General features: G+C 72.1%; 22 protein-coding genes and 1 tRNA gene. 10 read left to right on the top strand and 13 right to left on the bottom strand.

Features of this window, described 5'->3' with window-relative positions:
- Positions 1-40 precede the first annotated feature (40 nt).
- Positions 41-114, top strand: a tRNA-Phe gene (locus C569_RS0108940).
- Positions 115-389: 275 nt separating this feature from the next.
- Entirely contained in the window at positions 390-1,355 is a 966-nt protein-coding gene (locus tag C569_RS0108945; RefSeq protein ID WP_018785452.1) for a PD40 domain-containing protein, read from the top strand.
- Between the two features lie 63 nt (positions 1,356-1,418).
- Here the strand turns inward: C569_RS0108945 and C569_RS0108950 are convergent, their stop codons facing one another.
- Positions 1,419-1,856 carry an ArsI/CadI family heavy metal resistance metalloenzyme gene (locus C569_RS0108950; RefSeq protein WP_018785453.1) on the bottom strand — a complete coding sequence of 146 codons (438 nt, stop codon included), beginning with the start codon at positions 1,854-1,856 and terminating at the stop codon, positions 1,419-1,421.
- 223 nt (positions 1,857-2,079) lie between these two features.
- Here C569_RS0108950 and C569_RS0108955 point away from each other — a divergent pair, with 223 nt between their 5' ends.
- Together C569_RS0108955 and C569_RS0108960 are read left to right on the top strand one after the other, a co-directional pair.
- Positions 2,080-2,781, top strand: coding sequence for a hypothetical protein (locus C569_RS0108955; protein WP_018785454.1), 702 nt, complete (start codon positions 2,080-2,082; stop codon positions 2,779-2,781).
- Entirely contained in the window at positions 2,778-3,149 is a 372-nt protein-coding gene (locus C569_RS0108960) for a transcriptional regulator (RefSeq protein ID WP_018785455.1), read from the top strand. Before C569_RS0108955 ends, C569_RS0108960 begins: the two co-directional genes overlap by 4 nt.
- Positions 3,150-3,319: 170 nt before the next feature.
- Here the strand turns inward: C569_RS0108960 and C569_RS0108965 are convergent, their stop codons facing one another.
- Positions 3,320-4,258, bottom strand: coding sequence for a hypothetical protein (locus tag C569_RS0108965; protein ID WP_026267888.1), 939 nt, complete (start codon positions 4,256-4,258; stop codon positions 3,320-3,322).
- A gap of 239 nt (positions 4,259-4,497) precedes the next feature.
- On the opposite strand from C569_RS0108965, the gene C569_RS0108970 reads away from it, so the two are divergent.
- A complete protein-coding gene (locus C569_RS0108970) occupies positions 4,498-5,013 on the top strand; it encodes an SRPBCC family protein (protein ID WP_018785456.1) in 516 nt (171 codons plus the stop codon).
- A 47-nt stretch (positions 5,014-5,060) separates the two neighbouring features.
- Here the strand turns inward: C569_RS0108970 and C569_RS0108975 are convergent, their stop codons facing one another.
- On the bottom strand, positions 5,061-5,765 hold the full coding sequence (locus C569_RS0108975) for a DUF2786 domain-containing protein (RefSeq protein WP_018785457.1): 705 nt from the start codon (positions 5,763-5,765) through the stop codon (positions 5,061-5,063).
- A gap of 45 nt (positions 5,766-5,810) precedes the next feature.
- The gene (locus tag C569_RS0108980; RefSeq protein ID WP_013283438.1) at positions 5,811-6,200 is read right to left on the bottom strand and encodes a hypothetical protein; all 390 of its coding nucleotides are present in this window, start codon (positions 6,198-6,200) and stop codon (positions 5,811-5,813) included.
- A gap of 166 nt (positions 6,201-6,366) precedes the next feature.
- Between C569_RS0108980 and C569_RS0108985 the strand changes: the two genes are divergently transcribed.
- Positions 6,367-7,704, top strand: coding sequence for an ABC transporter substrate-binding protein (locus C569_RS0108985; protein ID WP_026267889.1), 1,338 nt, complete (start codon positions 6,367-6,369; stop codon positions 7,702-7,704).
- Positions 7,705-7,766: 62 nt separating this feature from the next.
- Here the strand turns inward: C569_RS0108985 and C569_RS0108990 are convergent, their stop codons facing one another.
- Positions 7,767-8,510: an enoyl-CoA hydratase/isomerase family protein gene (locus C569_RS0108990; protein ID WP_018785459.1), complete on the bottom strand. Its 744-nt coding sequence runs from the start codon at positions 8,508-8,510 to the stop codon at positions 7,767-7,769.
- Positions 8,511-8,730: 220 nt separating this feature from the next.
- Positions 8,731-9,588 (bottom strand): 3-hydroxyacyl-CoA dehydrogenase family protein, encoded by an 858-nt coding sequence (locus C569_RS0108995; protein ID WP_026267890.1) that lies wholly within the window; start codon positions 9,586-9,588, stop codon positions 8,731-8,733.
- A 163-nt stretch (positions 9,589-9,751) separates the two neighbouring features.
- On the opposite strand from C569_RS0108995, the gene C569_RS0109000 reads away from it, so the two are divergent.
- Positions 9,752-10,039: a hypothetical protein gene (locus tag C569_RS0109000; protein ID WP_013283434.1), complete on the top strand. Its 288-nt coding sequence runs from the start codon at positions 9,752-9,754 to the stop codon at positions 10,037-10,039.
- A gap of 52 nt (positions 10,040-10,091) precedes the next feature.
- Here the strand turns inward: C569_RS0109000 and C569_RS0109005 are convergent, their stop codons facing one another.
- Entirely contained in the window at positions 10,092-10,871 is a 780-nt protein-coding gene (locus tag C569_RS0109005; RefSeq protein ID WP_018785461.1) for a bifunctional 2-polyprenyl-6-hydroxyphenol methylase/3-demethylubiquinol 3-O-methyltransferase UbiG, read from the bottom strand.
- Positions 10,872-10,925: 54 nt separating this feature from the next.
- Between C569_RS0109005 and C569_RS0109010 the strand changes: the two genes are divergently transcribed.
- A complete protein-coding gene (locus C569_RS0109010) occupies positions 10,926-11,324 on the top strand; it encodes a PPOX class F420-dependent oxidoreductase (protein WP_018785462.1) in 399 nt (132 codons plus the stop codon).
- A 55-nt stretch (positions 11,325-11,379) separates the two neighbouring features.
- On the opposite strand, the gene C569_RS0109015 is transcribed toward C569_RS0109010, so the two are convergent.
- Positions 11,380-11,589, bottom strand: a complete 210-nt coding sequence (locus C569_RS0109015; protein ID WP_007073996.1) for a BldC family transcriptional regulator — start codon at positions 11,587-11,589, stop codon at positions 11,380-11,382.
- 256 nt (positions 11,590-11,845) lie between these two features.
- Complete coding sequence (locus C569_RS0109020) at positions 11,846-12,685, bottom strand: hypothetical protein (RefSeq protein WP_018785463.1); 840 nt, start codon at positions 12,683-12,685, stop codon at positions 11,846-11,848.
- 173 nt (positions 12,686-12,858) lie between these two features.
- On the opposite strand from C569_RS0109020, the gene C569_RS0109025 reads away from it, so the two are divergent.
- Together C569_RS0109025 and C569_RS0109030 are read left to right on the top strand one after the other, a co-directional pair.
- On the top strand, positions 12,859-13,941 hold the full coding sequence (locus C569_RS0109025; RefSeq protein ID WP_018785464.1) for a Glu/Leu/Phe/Val dehydrogenase: 1,083 nt from the start codon (positions 12,859-12,861) through the stop codon (positions 13,939-13,941).
- A 291-nt stretch (positions 13,942-14,232) separates the two neighbouring features.
- Positions 14,233-14,448, top strand: a complete 216-nt coding sequence (locus C569_RS0109030; protein ID WP_013283429.1) for a DUF3073 domain-containing protein — start codon at positions 14,233-14,235, stop codon at positions 14,446-14,448.
- Positions 14,449-14,595: 147 nt separating this feature from the next.
- On the opposite strand, the gene amcA is transcribed toward C569_RS0109030, so the two are convergent.
- The 4 genes from amcA to purF all read right to left on the bottom strand — a co-directional run bounded on the left by amcA (position 14,596) and on the right by purF (position 18,737).
- Entirely contained in the window at positions 14,596-14,808 is a 213-nt protein-coding gene (gene amcA / locus C569_RS0109035) for a multiple cyclophane-containing RiPP AmcA (RefSeq protein WP_018785465.1), read from the bottom strand.
- Positions 14,789-15,880 (bottom strand): cyclophane-forming radical SAM peptide maturase AmcB, encoded by a 1,092-nt coding sequence (gene amcB, locus C569_RS0109040; RefSeq protein ID WP_018785466.1) that lies wholly within the window; start codon positions 15,878-15,880, stop codon positions 14,789-14,791. The genes amcA and amcB overlap by 20 nt, the downstream gene beginning before the upstream one ends.
- Positions 15,881-16,007: 127 nt before the next feature.
- On the bottom strand, positions 16,008-17,162 hold the full coding sequence (gene purM, locus C569_RS0109045) for a phosphoribosylformylglycinamidine cyclo-ligase (protein WP_018785467.1): 1,155 nt from the start codon (positions 17,160-17,162) through the stop codon (positions 16,008-16,010).
- Between the two features lie 57 nt (positions 17,163-17,219).
- Positions 17,220-18,737, bottom strand: coding sequence for an amidophosphoribosyltransferase (purF, locus tag C569_RS0109050; protein ID WP_018785468.1), 1,518 nt, complete (start codon positions 18,735-18,737; stop codon positions 17,220-17,222).
- Positions 18,738-18,806 lie beyond the last annotated feature (69 nt).

The following is an 18,806-nucleotide window of genomic DNA, read 5'->3' on the forward strand; positions in this document are numbered from 1 at the left end:
CTGCGTATCGGCCCGTGCGGTAGCATGTGTCGAGCACCACGGCCAGGTAGCTCAGTTGGTACGAGCGTCCGACTGAAAATCGGAAGGTCGGCGGTTCGACCCCGCCCCTGGCCACATAGCCTTTCGCCGGGCTACAGGAGCGCCGACCAGCGGAAACGCGGGTCGGCGTTCTGCTTTGGGCCCCGTCCGCAGTCTTCGCAGGGCGAGCAGGGTCGCGGCGCGCAGCTTCACACCGATACCGACGTCCGGACGGCCCCAGGGGTTCCCTCTGCGGGTGCCTCGCGACGGCGGCACCGCGACGCGGAGCGGGCACTCGCGCGACGCGTCCCGCGTCTAGGGTGAGCGGACCCGCCGAGTGGCGGACAGGATGCCCCACTGGAAGGCCACGTGTGCGTGCGCTGCGTACGGCTCTGACGCCGGTCCTCGTACTGGCCGTGATCCTGCTCGGCGGGTGTGGCCGGATCTCGGGACTCCTGGACCATGTCTCCCTGTTCCATCCGGTCTGGGCCGCCGACGGCTGGGTCTACTACCTGCGGGAGGTGACCTCGACCTCGGGCTCGGGCCAGGCCGAGGTGTGGCGGCAACGGCCCGATGGGAGCAAGGAGGAACGCGTTCTCGCGCGCGCCCCACAGGTGTCCGCCTGCGGAGCGGGCTTGTTCAGCTTTCTCTTCGCGGGCCCCGATGGCGACCTCGGGATGGGCCTCGAATGCGGCTGGGACGAGACGGAACTGCTGAGCTACTCGCCGGCCGACAAAACCTTCGAGCCTCTGGCGTCGGCCCGCTTCCTCGTCGACGCCGTACTCGTAAACGGTGGCGGCGGGGGATTCGTGGAGGCGCCCCGGGAGTGCGGTCCGGGAGGGATCCAGCTGCTCGCCGACGGGAAGGCGTACGAGTTCGGCTCTCCGGTGACGGTGGGCGGGGCGACCTTCAACCTCAGTGGCGGTGACACGGCCTGCGAGTCGAGGGTGCTGGCGCGGTCGCCCGCGGCGCTGGGTGAACGGCTGTTCTTCATCACCGCGCCCGATTCGCTCGGAAGGTTGCCGCTGCCGCCCGAGGTGAGCCCGGACGACCTCACCTGGCACCTGACCGAATGGGACGTCGGGTCGGCCACGGCCAGGTTCGTCACGGAGCTTCCCGGCCTCGCCGGCCTGGCGGTGTCGCCGGACGGCCGGTCGGTGATCGCCGCCGTCGCGTCGGATCACGCGGGCGGGGTCTGGTCGGTCGACGTCGGCACCGGGAAGAAGACGAGGATCGCCGACGGCGCCCGCGCGTACGACCCGAGCTTTTCTCCGGACGGCAAGCGGTTCGTCTACGTCGAACACTTCAAGCGGCTGAGATTCGCCGGAACACGGTAGTCGCCGGTGCACGACGGGGTCCCCACCGGCGTGTTCGCCGGTGGGGACCGTGCCGCATCCGGCTCAGACCGCGGCGGGCTGTGCCGCCGGGTCCGAGGTGCAGCAGGCGCTCTCGGTCGCTTTCTCCCGCTCCGGCGAGTCGGCCTTGACCGTGTAGACCTCCCAGGGCTCGTCACCCGGGCCGCGTACCCAGACCTTGTCCTGGAGCGCGTAGCAGCACTCGGTGTCGTTCTCCTCCAGCGTGATCAGGCCGGACTCGGTGAGGCGGCTGGTCGCGGCGTTGACCTCCTCGGTGGTGGGCACCTCGACTCCGAGGTGGTCCATCACCGTCGGCAGGCCGGGCTCACCTTCGAGGAGTACGAGCTTCAGCGGCGGGTTCTCCACCGCGAAGTTTGCGTAGCCGGGGCGGCGCTTGGCCGGCTCGACGCCAAACAGCTTGCGGTAGAAGGCCACGGAGCCTTCGAGGTCGGAGACGCGCAGGGCGAGCTGGACGCGGGACATGGCAACTCCCTGTTTAGCTGTTTGTCGAAGCAGTGTCCACTCTGCCCTTTGATTCGAAGTCTGTCAGCCTAGACGGGCGTCGAAACAAGTCGTCATCAGGCGAGTCCTTGCGGCAATAGGTTTGTGCTGCAAATCTATTGGGGTAACAGCGCTTCGGCTGCCGGGAGGAACCGTGCCGTCCGAGTCACCCCGCGACGACGACGCCCAAGACCTACTCGCCTCCATGACCACCCTCCGCCGGCGGGCCCGGGCGGCCCGTCAGGCGTACTGGCATCCGCTCCTGCTCTTCGGGGTGCTCATCGCGGCGGCCGCACCGCTGTACGTCGAATCCGCGGAGCCGGCCCCGCTGCGCGCCGGTTCCGACGGTCCTGCCCTGACCGGTCTCGTCGGCGGCTTCCTGGAGCGGTCGGCCGCTCTGGGCTGGTACTGGCTGGCCGCGCTCGTCGGCGGCTACCTGGCGGGCCTGGCCTGGTACCGCTGGCACGGCCGGCGAGCCGGCGTGCAGACCCCGACCCGGGCGTACGTCGTCGCCGGCATCGCGGGAACGCTCGCCGGTCTGACCCTTCCGGTCGTCCTGAAGTTCCTGCTGCTCAATACGAGCGGGCCGACAACGGGTGGCGCCAGGTGGCTGGCCGGCCCGCTGCTCGGCCTCGCCAACCTGGGCATGCTGCCGCACCTCGTGATCGCCGTCGGCCTGGCGGTCCTCGCCCACCTGGAACGCAGCCGGAGCCTGTGGGCCGTGGTCGGGCTCTACACCGTCGTGCTCGTCGCCGTGCACGCCTGGTTCCAGTTCTCCGACCCGCAACCGGGTGATCTGACGCGGTTCAGCTTCATGCTGGCCGCCGGGCTCCCGGCACCGATCCTGCTGATCGGCGGGGGCCTGGCGCTCGCCGCCGCGAAGAAGCAGCACAATGGGTACGCGTGAGCACCGTGGACGACCCTCGCGCGAGCGGGCCATTCCCGACGAACGGCCTCGACGACACCGTCCACCAGCGGCACCGGCTCGGCATCCTGACCATCGCCGCCGAAGGCGAACGGGTCGAGGTCGCCTATCTCCGGGATGCCCTCGCACTCACCGCGGGCAACCTGTCCCGGCACCTCACCGTGCTGGAGGAAGCACGCCTGATCGACGTGGAGAAGGGTTACCACGGTCGTCGTCCGCGCACGTGGATCCGGATCACCCGGGAGGGCCGTCAGGCCCTGCACGCCGAGATCGCCGCCCTCCAGGAACTCCTCCGCCGCCACCACCAGCAGCAGGCCACGCCCGATCACCCGCAGACCCGTCCCGACTGACCCCCCTTCGCCCACCCACTGCCCTCACCTCGGTGATCAAGGGGTTTGTGTCCTCCAGGGCCGGTGAACCGGACACAAACCCCTTGATCACCCGAGCGGGGCGGGGCGGCCGGGCGGGTAGGGGCGGCCGGGTGGGGGCGGGCGGCGGGTGGGGGCGGGCGGCGGGTGGGTCAGGTCTTCGGGGGGCGGCGGTTCTGGGTGGGGCCGCCCTGGATCGCCTCCCAGACGCTTCGGCCGGCCTGCCGGAGCGCCTGCCCGGCCTGTCCCGCCAGTTGCGCCGCCTCGGCGGCGGCGCTCGCCGGCTGGCCGGTCCCGCCCGGGCGCTCCGGACCGCGCTTCTTCCCGGTGGGACGTTGCGCCGACGGTCCCGCCCCGGCATCCTGCCCCGACCCGGTGGCACGCTCGGACTCCGTCTTGCCCTCCCGCCCGGTGCCCGACGCCGGGGACGGCTCCGCCCGCCCGGAACTGGGCGGCGGCTCCGCCCGCCCGGCACCCGACGCCGGGGACGGCTTCGGCTGCCGGGCACCGGCTGCCGGTGGCGGCGTCGGTTGATCGCCACCGGCCGACGGTGGCGGCTCCGGGGCGCTGCGGGGCGGCTCCGGTGCCTCGATCGGACCGGACATCGCCGGCCCCGCCCGGTCGACCACCGCCGGAGTGGCGCGCTCGGCCACCTCGCCGGGCGCCGCCACCGTACGACCGGTCGGGTCCACCACCGGTGCGGCCAGCCGGTGCACGTCGTCCAGGGTGGCACCGGCCGAGCGGGCGAGCGCGTCGATCAGCTCCGGGTTGCGGTCGATCGTGGTCAGCGCCCGGTCCAGGATCTGCACCAGCTTCTCCAGCCGCACCTTGAGCAGCGCCTCGGCCCTCACCCCCGTGATGTCCAGCTCGACGCCCTCCAGGTGCACCCGGACTCCGGCGTCGAGCTGGAGCAGGTTGGCCAGCCGGGCGCGCAGCGACAGGTCGGCGTCGAGCCCGTCCACCGCGAGCCGGATCTCGTCGACGGTCAGCTCCGGCACGTCGAGCAGGACGTCCGGCTCGGGACCGGCCGGCGAGCCGGTCGGTTCGTCGCCGGGGTCCGGCACTGGTTCGGTGGCTCGACTGTCGGTCATGCTCCGCGCTCTCCCATCGATCGGTCGCCCGCGGTTACCCGCTTTCCGGTACGGCATCCGTCGCGTCCCCGGCCATCGATGACACCCGACCCGCCGGCACGTCACGGGAGCGTCGCCGGCGTCTCCCCTGGACCGCCGATCCCACCGCCTGCCGCTGACGGGAAGCGCAGTTCCCGGTGTCCGGAAGCGGGCGCTACGGAAGCTGCGCACCGAGACATGAGCCGGTATGGTCCGGACCTATGGGACAGGAGATCGACGATCCGGATGAGGTCCGGCAGGAATCCGACCGCTTCTCCCTCCGCAGCACACTGTCCGCCCCGGCGTCGGCCGAGCGGGCGTACGCCGTCTTCACCGGCGCGCTCGCCGACTGGTGGGTGCGTGAATACACCTGGTCCGGCCCGGAGGCGCTCGCCGCGATCGGCATCGAGCCACGGGCCGGCGGCATGCTCTACGAGATCGGGCCGTACGGCTTCCGCAACGACTGGGGCCGCGTGCTGACCTGGGATCCGCCCCGGCGCCTGGTGTTCACCTGGCAGATCGGCGCGGACCGGGTGCCGGTGCCGGATCCGGCACGGGCCAGCGAGGTGGAGGTCCTGTTCCACGCCGACGGTCCGGAGCGGACCCGGGTGGAGGTCGAGCACCGCTACTTCGACCGGCACGGCAGTGCGGCCGAGGGCTACCGCGAGGCGCTCACCGCGGGCTGGCACGAACTGCTCTGCCGCTACCTGGCGACCGTCGGCAGCACCACCGCCTGACCCGCACCGAGCGGACGCGCCGCGGTCGGCAGCCCGGACACCGAGGATCAGCCGGTGATGCCGGGCGCCGCGCCGGTCCCGGCCACGCCGGTGCCGCCGAGGTCGGCCCGGCGGCCGGCGTCCGCGCCGGAACCGAAGCCACCGCCCGCCAGCCGCCGTCGCGGCGCGGTGCGCAACCGGGGGTACGCCTCGGCGACCCGGCGCTGGACGCGATCGGAGCGGTCGGCGAGCACCAGAGCGGTGGAGGGCCCACCCGACTCCGCCACCGCCTTGCTCTCGGCCGCACGCAGCCGTTCCGCGACGACGTACGCGAACCCGGCCAGCCAGGTACGCCGGAACGCCGCCGGATGCTCCCCGGCCGGTACGGCAGCACCGGCGAGCCCGTGCGCGGCCTGCACCAGCAGTGAGGTGAACAGCAGCTCGACCCGTTCCAGGTCGCTGGCGAAGCCGAACAGGTGCATGACGAAGCCGTCGCCCTCCCGGCGGCGTACGCACCGGCACCGCAGCGGTTCGGCGACCGCCGCGAGCAGGCCGGCCTTGTCCCGGGCGTACGGCGCGACCACCTCGACGGTCCGGTCACCGACCGGGTCGGCGGCCGGGTCGCGGGCGGCGAGCAGCGCCCGGTCGACGCCGTAGCGGGCGATCAGCTCGGTGGCCTTGGCCATGAACGCGGCCGACTCGGCCGACGTGCAGGCCGGGTCCTCGGCCTGGGCGAGCAGCTTGCGCACCTTGCTGAGCATCGCCTCGGACATGCACCCAGAGCTACCACAGCCGGGGCGCGGGGCCGCGCGCCGGGCTCAGTCCGACCGGCTGCGCAGCGTGGCGATGGTCGACCCGGCGAGCGTGAGCAGGCAGTCGGGCAGCAGCCCGTCGGCGGCCGCCGCCCCGAACAGCGCCTCGCCGGTGTCCGCGTCGTCGTTGGCGCACGCGCTGACGAAGCGGGCCACCCAGCGGGTGTCGTAGTCGGCCTGGTCGATGCCGGGGAAGTCGAGGGCGGCGCCGCCGCCCGGGGTGTCGTCGCCGAGCATGGTGGCGGCGAGGCACCACGCCACTCCGTACGCTCCGGCGAGGCCGGAACGGTCCACCACCGCGTCGAACGTGCCCACCACGCCGGCACCGTCACCGGCGAGGGCGGAACGGAGCACGGCGGTCGCGTCGTCGAGCGTCTGCTGTGCTTCGTCGTTCACCCGCGGAACAGTATCGCCGGGGGTCAAGCGGTGACCCGGAAACAGCCCGTCGATCACGCAGAGTGATATCCGCAGTCGGGGTGCCGACGGAGCCGCCTCCACAGTCCCGCCTGCGGCGCGAGCACGCTAAGGTGCGCAGCGGACCTTCGCCGGAGGAAGGACGACCATGCAGAGAACACGCACGTCGCGCGCGGCCCTGTCCATGGCCTGCGCGGCGCTCCTGCTCGCCACGAGCGCCTGCGGGAGCGACGAGCCGGAGGAGACGCCTGCCACCCAGGTGCGCCTCTACGGCACCGACGGCAACATGCTCAACTCGTACGCCGCGGAACTCAAGGACCGGGCGGACCTGGTGAACGGGATGAAGGGCACCACGCCCCTCACTCCGTTGGCCGAGAGCTTCAAGGAGCGACTACTCGCCGTAGACCCGAAGCTGGGTGACTTCCTCTACTCCGCCGAGTCGTACGACGCGGTGGTGATCAGCGCGCTGGCCGCCCAGCTCGCCGGCACCACCGCTCCGGCCGAGATCGCCAAGCAGATCGTCGGGGTGACCACTGGCGGTGAACGCTGCGACGAGGTGACGGCCTGCCTCCAGCTCGCCCGCGCGGGCCGGGACATCGAGTACCGGGGTGTGTCGCTGACCCGAGCCGGGTTCACCGACGCGGGTGAGCCGGCCACCGCGAGCTACGGCACCATGCACTTCGACAACCAGAAGATCGACGACAGCAAGACCGAGTTCGTCGGTGCCGGTGAGGAGTCGGGGGCGAGCACGAAGGCCCCGCCGCGTGGCCGCAAGCTGCGCGACGGGAAGGCGAAGGACGCCCCGCTGGTCCTCGGCGGGCTGCTGCCGAAGACCGGTGACCTGGCGCTGGCGAACCCGCCGCTGGCGGCCGGTGCGGCGCTCGCGATCCGTGAGGTCAACGCCGCCGGTGGTGTGCTCGGCGAGCCGGTGAAGTGGATCGAGGGTGACGACGGCACCAACCCGGAGGTCGCCAAGGCCACCGTCGCCTCGCACGTCGGCAGGGGCGTCCAGGTCATCATCGGCGCGGGTGGCTCCGGCATCTCCCGGGCCGTGCTGCCGGACGTGGTGGCCGCCGGCCGGATCCTGTTCTCCCCGTCGAACACCGACGCGGGGCTGAGCGCGGTGGAGGACAAGGGCCTCTACTTCCGTACCGCCCCGCCGGACAGCCTCCAGGGTCGGGCGCTGGCCGACGTGATGCTCCGGGACGGGCCGCGCAAGATCGCGATCCTGGCCCGTAAGGACTCGTACGGCGAGGGCCTGCAGGAGAACGTCCGCTCGGAGCTGGAGAAGGCCGGGATCGGCGCGGACCGGATCAAGCTGCTGACCTACGAGCCGCCGGCCGATCCGAAGACGCCCGTCGACTTCAGCGGCACCGCCAAGGAGATCAAGGCGTTCGGGCCGGAGGCGCTGCTGCTCATCGGCTTCGCCGAGTCCGCGCCGGCGATCACCGCGCTGGACGACGCGGGAGTCGACATCAAGCGCTGAGCCGTACCGACCCGAAGGGCCGCACCGGAACACCGGTGCGGCCCTCGTCGTCTCTCCCGGGCTCAGCGGGCCCGGCGCCGGTCCAGGAACTCGGTCATCCGTCGATGCTTCTCCTCGTCCTCGAAGAGCACCGCCTGGCTCAGCAGGTCGAGCTGCGGGTGCGCGGCGGCCGGGGCGTCCACCGCCATCTTGGTCAGCCGCAGCGCCAGCGCGGAGCCCTTCGCCATTTCGTCGAGCAGGCCGTGCGCGGTGGGCAGCAGCTCCGCCGGGTCGGTCACCACCCGGTTCACCAGCCCGATCCGCAGCGCCTCCCCGGCGTCGACCCGCCGGCCGGTGAACAGCAACTCCTTGGCCCGGGCCTCGCCGATCAGCGCCGGCAGCCGGTAGGTCGCGCCCGCGCCGGCCAGGATGCCCAGCCGCACCTCGGGCTGGCCGAACACCGCGCGGTCCGTGCACACCCGAAGGTCGCAGGCGTACGCCAGCTCGGCGCCGCCGCCCAGCGCGGGCCCGTCGACCGCGGCCACGGTGGGCATCGGCAACGCCCGGATGCGGGCGAAGACGCCCTGGTTGATGGCGGCCAGCGCGTCCAGCCGGCCACGCTCGCGGAGCTGGGCGATGTCGGCGCCCCCGGCGAAGATGCCCGCCGTCCCGCCGGTGAGCAGCAGCAGCCGGGGACGCGCCTCCAGGTCGGCGCAGACCGCGTGCAGCTCGCCCACCAGGTCGGCGTCGATGGCGTTGCGCTTCTCCGGCCGGTCCAGCGTGACCACGAGCCGGTCCGGCAGTTCCTCGATCCGCAGCCCGGTCACTGTGCCTGCCTTTCGTTCGCGACTGCGGGGCTCGCAAGCTCACTCCTCGCGCTCACCGTGCCTGCCTTTCGTTCGCGACTGCGGGGCTCGCAAGCTCACTCCTCGCGCTCACCGTGCCTGCCTTTCGTTCGCGACTGCGGGGCTCGCAAGCTCACTCCTCGCGCTCACCGTGCCTGCCTTTCGTTCGCGACTGCGGGGCTCGCAAGCTCACTCCTCGCGCTCACTGCTTCACGCCGTCCTTCCAGGTGTAGAAACCCTGACCCGACTTCTTGCCCAGTTTCCCGGCGGCCACCATCTCGACGAGCAGCGGCGGCGGCGCGAACCGGTCGCCGTACGCGGCCTGGAGCGTGCGCGCGATGTCGAGCCGCACGTCCAGCCCGACCAGGTCGGTCAGCTCCAGCGGGCCGATCGGGTGCCGGTAGCCGAGGACCATCGCCTTGTCGATGTCGGCCGGGCTCGCCACCTCGTCGGCGACCATCCGGATCGCCTCCAGGCCGAGCGTGACGCCGAGCCGGGACGTGGCGAAGCCGGGCATGTCGCGTACGACGACGGGGTCCTTGCCCAGCCGGGCGGCGAGCGCGACGGCCGCCTCGGTGGTCTGCGGGGCGGTGGCCGGGCCGACCACGACTTCGAGCAGCGCCATCGCCCACACCGGGTTGAAGAAGTGCAACCCGACGAACTCGGCGGGCCGGTCCAGCCCGGCGGCCAGGTCGGCGATCGGGATGCTGGAGGTGTTGCTGCCCAGCAGCGCCGGCCGGCGGCTCTCCGCCTCGCGCAGGACGGCGCGCTTGAGGTCGAGCCGCTCGGGCACCGCCTCCACGATCACGTCGGCGCCCTCGGCCACCTCGGTGAGCCCGGCCCGGAGCGTGACGCGCTCGCGGTTGGCGGTGGCGGCCTCCTCGGTCAGCTTGCCGCGCCGCACGCCCCGGTCCCACAGCTCGCCGAGCCGGCGCAGGGCCTCGGCGCCCCGGGCGGGGTCGACCTCGACCAGTTCGACCGCGTACCCGGCGCCGGCCGCCACGTACGCGATGCCGAGGCCCATGGTGCCGGCCCCGACGACCACAAAACGACCACTCATCGACGTCCCCTCGCCGCGGCGGGGGCGCGCGGGGTCTCCGCCGCCGGGCCCGTCCGCATCGCTCGTTCCTGGATGCGACCCTATGCATGGCCGGGCCGCGGGGATGCGTGGGGGCGGAGCGGACGGGGTAAAAACGGCCCTCGACGCCGAAGGAAGGAACGAGATGAGCCAGGCACCGGAGAGCGCGGAGAGCACCGAGACGGTCGAGACCCGCGGCGACGAGCGGGTGGACCTGCTCCGTGCGGACACCAACAACGACGGCAAGACCGACGTCTGGGTCGTGGACACCGACGGCGACGGCAAGGCCGACCTGTTCCAGTTCGACACCGACGGTGACGGCAAGGTGGACATCACCATGGTGGACATCGACGAGGACGGCACCCCGGACGAGGTGGTCGACGGCGACGGCGGGCTGCCCCCGGAGCAGACCACCCCCACCGTCCAGGTCTGAGATGTAAGGAAGGGCCCCTTCTTAACGCGTAGGCGCTTGAAAGGGGCCCTTCCTAACGCCGCAGCTCCAGCGTGGCGAGGTAGTAGGGGTGGTCGGTGTCGTCCACGTCGGCCAGTCGCCACGGTGAGCCGTGGACCAGCTCGGCGAATTCGCCGGGCGAGCAGACCAGGTAGTCGAACCACTCGGTCCCGAGCAGCCGGTAGCGCAACCGCAGCCGCAGTTGCCCGCCGAACCGGCCCCGCCGGCGGTTGCGCTCGTGGTAGGCGGTGTGCACCGGGTCGGTGGTGCCGTACGGGTCGGTGCCGTGGGCGATCACCCGGGCGCCGGGGCGGGCCAGCGCGGCGAGCGCCGCGAGCATCGCCGGGGCGCGCTCCCGCCCCTCGAACAGTCCCAGGTTGTTGCCGAGCAGCAGGAAGGTGTCGTACCGGCGGCCGTCGGCGGCGTGCTCGTCGACGGTGCCGTGCACGAGGTCGCGTACGCCCCGGTGGCGGCTGACCCGCAGCGCGCCGAGGGAGGTGTCCAGCCCGGTCACCGGCACACCGCGTTTCTGGAGTTCCAGCGCGATCCGGCCCGCGCCCACGCCGACGTCGAGTACGTGACCGCGTACCCGGTCCACGGCCCGGTGGTCGTGCGGCTGCCACCGCTGCGGCGGGTCCAGGTAGTGCCCGGCGGGCGCGCCGTTGACCAGCCCGTCGTCGCGCTCGATGATCTCGATGACCGGGCGGGGCAGGCGACCGCCGGCCATCGGGCGCGGGCCGATCCCGGTGGCGACCGCGTACGCGTCGCGGATCATCTCGCCGAACACGTCGCCGATCTCGGGTTCCCCGGTCATGTGAGCACGCTATCCGGGGGTCGGCGGTGCCGTCGCCGCCGTATCCTTGGCGGCGTGACCGACCTGGACCGCTTGGCGGCGGAGAAGTACGTCCTGCTCACCACGTTCCGTAAGGACGGCCGGGCGGTGGCGACACCGGTGTGGGCGGTACGCGACGGCGACGGGCTGGCGGTGTGGACGGTGGCCGACTCCGGCAAGGTGAAGCGCATCCGGCGCGACGGCCGGGTGACGGTGGCCCCGTGCGACGTGCGCGGGCGGCCGCACGGCGAGGCGGTGCCGGGCCACGCGACGATCGCCGACCCGGAGAGCACGAACCGGGTCCGGGGGCTGCTCAAGCAGAAGTACCGGCTGATCGGGCGGCTGAGCCTGCTGGGCAGCCGGCTGCGCCGGGGTGAGGGCGGCACGGTGGGGCTGCGGATCGTGCTGGACGGATCGGGCCCCGGACGCGATTAAGGGCGGCGCCGCGACGGCACCGCCCTTGATCGGAACGCCGGAGAACGCCGGTTCGTCAGTCTCCCTGGCGCTGCTGGGGGATCTGCCCCTGCAGCAGGGCCCGAACCTCCGACTCGCGGTAGCGGCGGTGGCCGCCGAGGGTCCGGATGGCACTGAGCTTGCCAGCCTTCGCCCACCGGGTCACCGTCTTCGGGTCGACACGGAACATCGACGCCACCTCGGCCGGTGTGAGCAGCGGCTCAGGTTCGTGCGTTCGCGATGCCATCGGGGTCACTCCTCCACATGTATAGACATCGGCCGGGGTCCCGCCGGCCGACGCGTCTCCCATGGTCCGGCTAGTCCCCGATGTCCGACATGGGCCGAACGGCTGAAGGTCCCTAGACGGACGGATGAACCATGCCCGATTTTTACGACTTTTATGCCGCAGAAAGTACCTTATTAGGACTCATGATCACGGTTCGTGACGCATCAACTACGAGACACTCTCGTGTCCAAGACCACTTAGCGGGTCAAACCGGGCGTCAGTTGCACCGCTCCAGCAGCTGCACCGCGCGCCAGCGAGCGACCAGCTTGTCGTACGCGGCGGACGCCTCCTCGGCCTCGCCCCGGCCCAGTCCGGCCAGTCCGGTGGCCACCAGCTCGGTCGAGTCGTCGGCTTCGAGCGTCTCGTCCGGCAGCAGTTGCACCAGGCCGCCGTAGTCCAGCTCGACCACCGAACGCGGGTGGAACTCCTCCAGCCACCGGGCCGCCTCCTCGACCGCCTCGGTGATCGGCGCCTCGCCGATCGACTTGCGCAGCACCGACAGCGCCCGGGACGCCCGGCGGCGCGCCTTGGAGATCTCGGTGCGGTAGCGCAACGCCCGCCGCTGCGGGTCGGTGACCAGGTGCCGCTCGCCGGCCTCGAACAGCACGAACCAGCGCAACGGCACGCCCCAGGTGGCGATCTGCTCGTGCACCCGGGGCACCCCGTGCTCCAGCACCCGCGCGCCGCTGCGCCAGTCCTCCACCACGGCCTTCGCCTGCCCGGCGAGCACCGGCGGCACGAACGCGTCGGCCAGCACCGACGGCACGCCGTCGCGGGCGCTCAGCGCCGCCTCGGCGACCCGGATACGCAGGTTCCAGGGGCAGACCAGCAGCGCGTCGTCGGACTCCAGGACGTACGCCTCGTCGGGCAGGTCGGGCAGCCGGGTCCAGCCGGCGCCGAGCGCCTCGATCACCGCCGTCCGCTGCCGCACCGGCCCTTCCAGCGGGGCGATCGCGCGGCCCTCGCTGACGTACCGGCGCCAGTACGACTGCCGGTCCCGGTCGAAGGCGGTGAGCGGCTCGTACACGCGCAGGTATGAAGCGAAGAGCGACGGCACTGCGCGATCCTCCCACGAGACGGGACCGCCCGTCGCCGCCCTCGGGCCGGTGGCGTGACATGCGCGACAGTACGGTTCGGGCCGATATTAGGCTCAACGACACCGGCAGCATCCCGCCGGCGTGCCACCCGGGTTCCGCGCCTCACAAGGGCGCACCGACACAGGAGTCAGCCATGGGCGTATTCGCCAGTACCGACGACCCCGTCTCCACGGGGCATGAGCAGGTCGTGTTCTGCCAGGACAAGCAGTCCGGCCTGAAGGCGATCATCGGGATCTACTCGACCGCGCTGGGCCCCGCCCTCGGCGGCACCCGGTTCTACCCGTACGCCAGCGAGGCCGACGCCCTCGCCGACGTGCTCGACCTCTCGCGCGGCATGGCCTACAAGAACGCTCTGGCGAACCTCGACCTCGGTGGCGGCAAGGCGGTCATCTGGGGTGACCCCGAGCAGATCAAGAGCGAGGCGCTGCTGCGCGCGTACGGCCGCTTCGTCGAGTCGCTCAACGGCCGCTACTACACCGCCTGCGACGTGGGCACGTACGTGGCGGACATGGACGTGATCGCCCGGGAGACCCGCTACGTGACCGGCCGCAGCGTGGAGCACGGGGGCGCGGGCGACTCCTCGATCCTCACCGCCTGGGGCGTGTTCCAGGGGATGCGGGCCGCCGCCGAGCACGTCTGGGGCAGCCCGACGCTGTCCGGCCGCCGGGTCGGCGTGTCAGGGCTGGGCAAGGTCGGCAAGTACTTGACCGCCCACCTGCTCGACGACGGCGCCGAGGTCGTGGCGACCGACGTCAACCCGCGCGCCCGGGAGTGGGCGCGCACCACCCACCCGCAGGTCACCCTGGTCGACGACACCGAGGCGCTGGTGGCCTCCGACATCGACGTGTACGCCCCGTGCGCGCTCGGCGGCGCGCTGAACGACGACACCGTGCCGGTGCTGCGGGCGAAGGTGGTCACCGGGGCGGCGAACAACCAGCTCGCCCACCCGGGCATCGAGAAGGTGCTCGCCGACCGGGGCATCCTCTACACGCCGGACTACGTGGTGAACGCCGGTGGCGTGATCCAGGTGGCCGACGAGATCGAGGGCTTCAACTTCGACCGCGCCAAGCTGCGCGCCACCCGGATCTTCGACACCACCCGGCAGATCCTCCGGCTCGCCGACGACGAGGGCGTGCCTCCGGCGGTCGCCGCGGACCGGCTCGCCGAGCGGCGGATGGCCGAGGTCGGCCGGCTGCGCGCCATCCACCTGCGGTGAACCTCACCTCCGGGGGCGGGGCGACGCTCCTCCCCCGGAGGCGGTACGCGTTAAGCTGAGCCTCGGGATTTTTCGTGCCGGTTTGTCCGGTGTCACGGCCAGCCCCGGGCCTCACCCCTTACCCGGTACACTTTGTGACGGCTGGACCACTACGACGCGCAGGTCCGGTCGACGGTGACCCGAGGTGCCGAACGATGGCATCCCCATGTACCGTAAGAGCCACGAGAGATGCCTGACGTCATCGGGGCCCGCCTTCGGGCTGCCCCGCATTCTGTGCGAGGGGGTCGAGCCATGGGGCGCGGCCGTGCTAAGGCCAAGCAGACGAAGGTGGCCCGGGAGTTGAAGTACCACTCCCCGAACACCGACCTAACCGCCTTGCAGCGCGAACTGGCGGGTAGTGGAAAGTCTGAGCACAACTTCGACGACGACTACAAAGAGTATGTCGACGACGATGACGAGGACCACGCGGACGACGACCCGGACACCTGGGCTCGTCCGACCCGCTGACCTCCGGTCACATCCGAGCACGCGGCAACCCCCGCGTGCTCACGCATGTGCTCTGCTGAGCCGGCTTAAGACCGACGATCAAGGGCCTGCCGCGCCGGGGCGTACGCTCCGACGCGCCGGCAGGTCCTTGATCGCGGAACCGTCCCCTCAGCGCGGCCGGTTGTTCCAGTTGTAGAACGTCGGGATGTTCTCGAAGTGGTTCCACGCGCAGACCGCGCCGGCGCCGTCGCCGCCCGACACCTCCGCCCGCAGCAGCCGCGCCGCCTCCGCCTCCCGGAGCAGAGCGGTAAGCCCCGCAGCGGCGTCCCGCACCCGGTCGGCGACCGCCTCCCGGTCGGTGTCACTGATGGTCTCGGGCATGCTCCAACACTCCCTCCAGTAGGCGGATCTTGCTGTTGCGGCAGTGCTCGGTCTCCGTACCGTCGAAACGCCCCAGCTCGAAGTAACGGTTGGCGGCGTGCCCGCCGCCGCAGAACCCGAAGTACGCGCAGGACGCCCGGCACGCCTCCACGCCGGTGAGGAACTCGTCCACCCACGGCGTACCGGCCGCACCGGCGAGAATGTCGCGTAGCGGGGTGGTCAGCACGTTCCCGCTGGCGAAGTCGCCGTACCGGGGATCGGTGAAGCCGGCCAACTCCGGCGAGAGCACCACCACCGAACCGTCGTGCCCGACCGTCGGGATCGGGTCGAGACTCCGGGGCAGCAAATCGTCGGCGGTGCCGGCCAGGACCGCTCCCGCGTACCGCAGCGACCACTCCACCTCACGCAGGTGGATCCGGGGATCCCGGCGCCACGCCGCCACCAGCTCGGCCCAGAACCGGGTGACCGCGCCCTCGTCGCGCGCGTTCGTCCGGGTGTTGACGCCCTCGGTCTCCTCGATGTTGACGCCGAGCACGTCGCAGCCAAGGTCGAGGAAGTAGCCGTACAGCTCGGTCGCCAGGCCCGGCTCCGGCCGCGACACCACCGCGAGCGCCGAGAACGGCAGGCCGTGGCGGCGCAGCGCCGCCACGCCCGCCACGATCCGGTCGTACGCGGGCCGCCCGCCCCGGGTGACCCGCTCGCCGTTGCGCGCCCGCGGCCCGTCCACGCTGACGCTGACCCGTACCCGGTGCTCGGCGAAGAACGCGCACCAGGCGTCGTCGATCAGCGTGGCGTTTGTCTGCACGTGGTGCTCGACGTCGGGACCGAACGGCGCCAGCAGCGCGGCCAGGTGTTCCCGGCCGGCCGCGAGCGGCTCCCCGCCGTGCCAGACCACGGAGAAGCGACCGCCCGCCGCCCACTGGTTCACCGACGCCGCCACCGCCTCGGCGACGGCCACCGGCATCCGCCGGTCCACCGACCGGAAGGGGAGGTAGCAGTAGGCGCAGTCGAGGTTGCACAGCGTGGTCGGCTGCATCACCACGTACGACGGGACGGCGGCGATTCCCCGCATCCCTCCGGGCGTGCGCGCAGCCATCAGCGTCTCCCCCGCCTGCCTGAAAACCGAACCTTCAGGCTAGGCCGCGGCGACCGCTCGGGTGAACCCCCGATCACGTGCCCGGCCGATCGGCGCAGGGTGATCAGCCCCGGGTGTGCTGCCCGACCATCTGCACGTTGCCGGACCCCTCGATGATCTCGCCGGCCTGCCAGGCGTCCACGCCCCGGCCGGTCAGGGTGGCCAGCGCGCGGTCGGCGTCCTCGGCGGAGACGATCGCGAACATGCCGACGCCCATGTTGAACGTCGCCTCCATCTCCGGGTCCTCGATCCGGCCCTTGGACTGGATCAGGTCGAAGATCGGCTGCGGTTTCCAGGTGGAGCGGTTCACCACGGCGTCGACGTGCTCGGGGAGCACCCGGACCAGGTTGCCGGGGATGCCGCCGCCGGTGACGTGGGCCAGCGCCCGCACCTCGGCCTCGGCGATCAGCTTCAGGCAGTCCTGCGCGTAGATCTTGGTCGGGGTGAGCAGTTCCTCGCCGAGCGTCCGCTGGCGGCCGAAGTCGTCGATCACCACGTCCAGCCGCATCCGGCCGGCGCCGAGCAGCACGTGCCGGACCAGCGAGTAGCCGTTGGAGTGCAGGCCGGAGGAGCGCATGGCGATCACCACGTCGCCCACCTCGACCCGCTCCGGGCTGAGGATCTCGCTCTCCTCCACCACGCCGACGCCGGTGGCCGAGATGTCGTACTCGTCCGGGCGCAGCACGCCCGGGTGCTCGGCGGTCTCGCCACCCAGCAGTGCGCAGCCGGCGTACCGGCAGCCGTCCGCGATGCCGGCGCCGATCTCGGCGACCTTGTCCGGCACGACCTCGCCGGTGGCAATGTAGTCGAGCAGGAACAGCGGCTCGGCACCGCAGGCCACCAGGTCGTCGACGACCATGGCGACCAGGTCGATGCCGACCGTGTCGTGGATGTCGAGCTGCTGGGCGATCACCAGCTTGGTGCCCACGCCGTCGGTCGAGGAGGCCAGGATCGGGTTCTTGTATTTCGTGGTGTCCAGCCGGAACAGGCCGGCGAAGCCGCCCAGGTCACCCATGACCTCGGGGCGCCGGGTCTCCTTGACCTTGGACTTGAGCAGCTCGACCGCGCGGTCGCCCGCCTCGATCGACACCCCGGCGTCGGCGTACGAGACCGAGCGTTTGCGCTGCGTCCGGCCGGAACCCGCCGACCAGGGCTGGCGGTCGCCGCCGGCGCCCGTCGGGCTGGATCCTGCGCCGCTGCGCTCGGACACGTGCGTCACGGTTCTCCCCTTTGTGGTTCCCGCGGGCCCGGAGCGGCCGGACCCGCGTCGGTGGTGCTACGGGTGGTGGGTCGGTGTGGCGACGAGCGGACCGGTCGGCCCGGCCGCCTCGGCGGCGACCCGGCGTCCCACTCCTTCGAGCACGTGCTTGCCGATCAGGTTTCCGGCCGGCAGGTCGATCGGGTACTCCCCATCGAAGCACGCCCGGCAGAGCCGGCTCTTCGGCTGCTCGGTCGCCGCGATGAGACCGGGCAGCGATACGTAACCGAGCGAGTCGGCGCCGATGGACCGGCGGACGCCGTCGTTGTCCAGCCCGTTCGCGAGCAGCTCGGCGCGGGTGGCGAAGTCGATGCCGTAGAAGCAGGGCCAGCTCACCGGCGGCGAGGAGATCCGGACGTGGACCTCCAGGGCGCCCGCCTCGCGCAGCAGCCGGACGATCGCCCGCTGGGTCGTGCCCCGCACGATCGAGTCGTCCACCACCACCAGGCGCTTGCCGCGTACGTTCTGCCGCAGCGGGTTCAGCTTCAGCCGGACGCCGAGCGCCCGCAGCGTCTGCGAGGGCTGGATGAACGTGCGCCCGACGTACGGGTTCTTCATCAGGCCCTGGCCGTAGGTGATGCCCGACTCCTCGGCGTAGCCGATGGCGGCCGGCGTGCCGGACTCCGGCACCGGGATCACCAGGTCGGCCTCGACCGGGTGCTCCTTGGCGAGCTGGCGGCCGATCTGCACCCGCGCGGCGTGCACGTTGCGGCCGGCGATGGTGGCGTCCGGCCGGGCGATGTACACGTACTCGAACAGGCAGCCCTTGGGCTCGGGCGAGGCGAACCGGCTGGAGCGCAGGCCGTTCTCGTCGATGGCGATCAGCTCGCCCGGCTCGACCTCGCGCACCACGCTCGCGCCGACGATGTCCAGTGCGGCGGTCTCGCTCGCCACCACCCACCCGCGTTCGAGCCGGCCGAGCACCAGCGGGCGTACGCCGTGCGCGTCGCGCGCCGCGTAGAGCGTCGACTCGTCCATGAAGACGAAGCTGAACGCGCCGCGCAGCTGCGGCAGCACCTCCAGCGCGGCCGCCTCGACCGACAGGTCGGGCCGGCTCGCCAGCAGCATGGTGACCAGCGAGGTGTCGTTCGTCGAGCCGTCGGAGTCGAGCCCTCGCACGGCCGCCTCGCGCTGCAACTCGGCGGTGTTGACCAGGTTGCCGTTGTGCGCCAGCGCGATGGTGGTGCCGGCGCTCGTGGCCCGGATGGTCGGCTGGGCGTTCTCCCAGGTCGAGCCGCCGGTGGTGGAGTAGCGCGCGTGCCCGATCGCGACGTGCCCGCGCAGGCTCGCCAGCGTCGGCTCGTCGAACACCTGGGCGACCAGGCCGAGATCCTTGTAGACCACGACACCGGAGCCGTCGCTCACCGCGATGCCCGCGGCCTCCTGACCGCGATGCTGGAGGGCGTAGAGCCCGAAGTAGGTGAGGTTGGCGACCTCTTCACCCGGAGCCCAGACACCGAAGACGCCGCACGCGTCCTGTGGGCCGGGTCGCTGGGGGTCAAGGTCGTGGCTCAGCCGGCCATCGCCTCGGGGCACCTGCCGCTCCCTCGCAGTGGGGGTCTGGACTGGCCTGGCGGAGTCGGGGGGCAGCTCCGCACGCATGGG

The sequence above is a fragment of the Micromonospora sp. CNB394 genome (assembly GCF_000374985.1).
Lineage (GTDB): Bacteria > Actinomycetota > Actinomycetes > Mycobacteriales > Micromonosporaceae > Micromonospora > Micromonospora marina.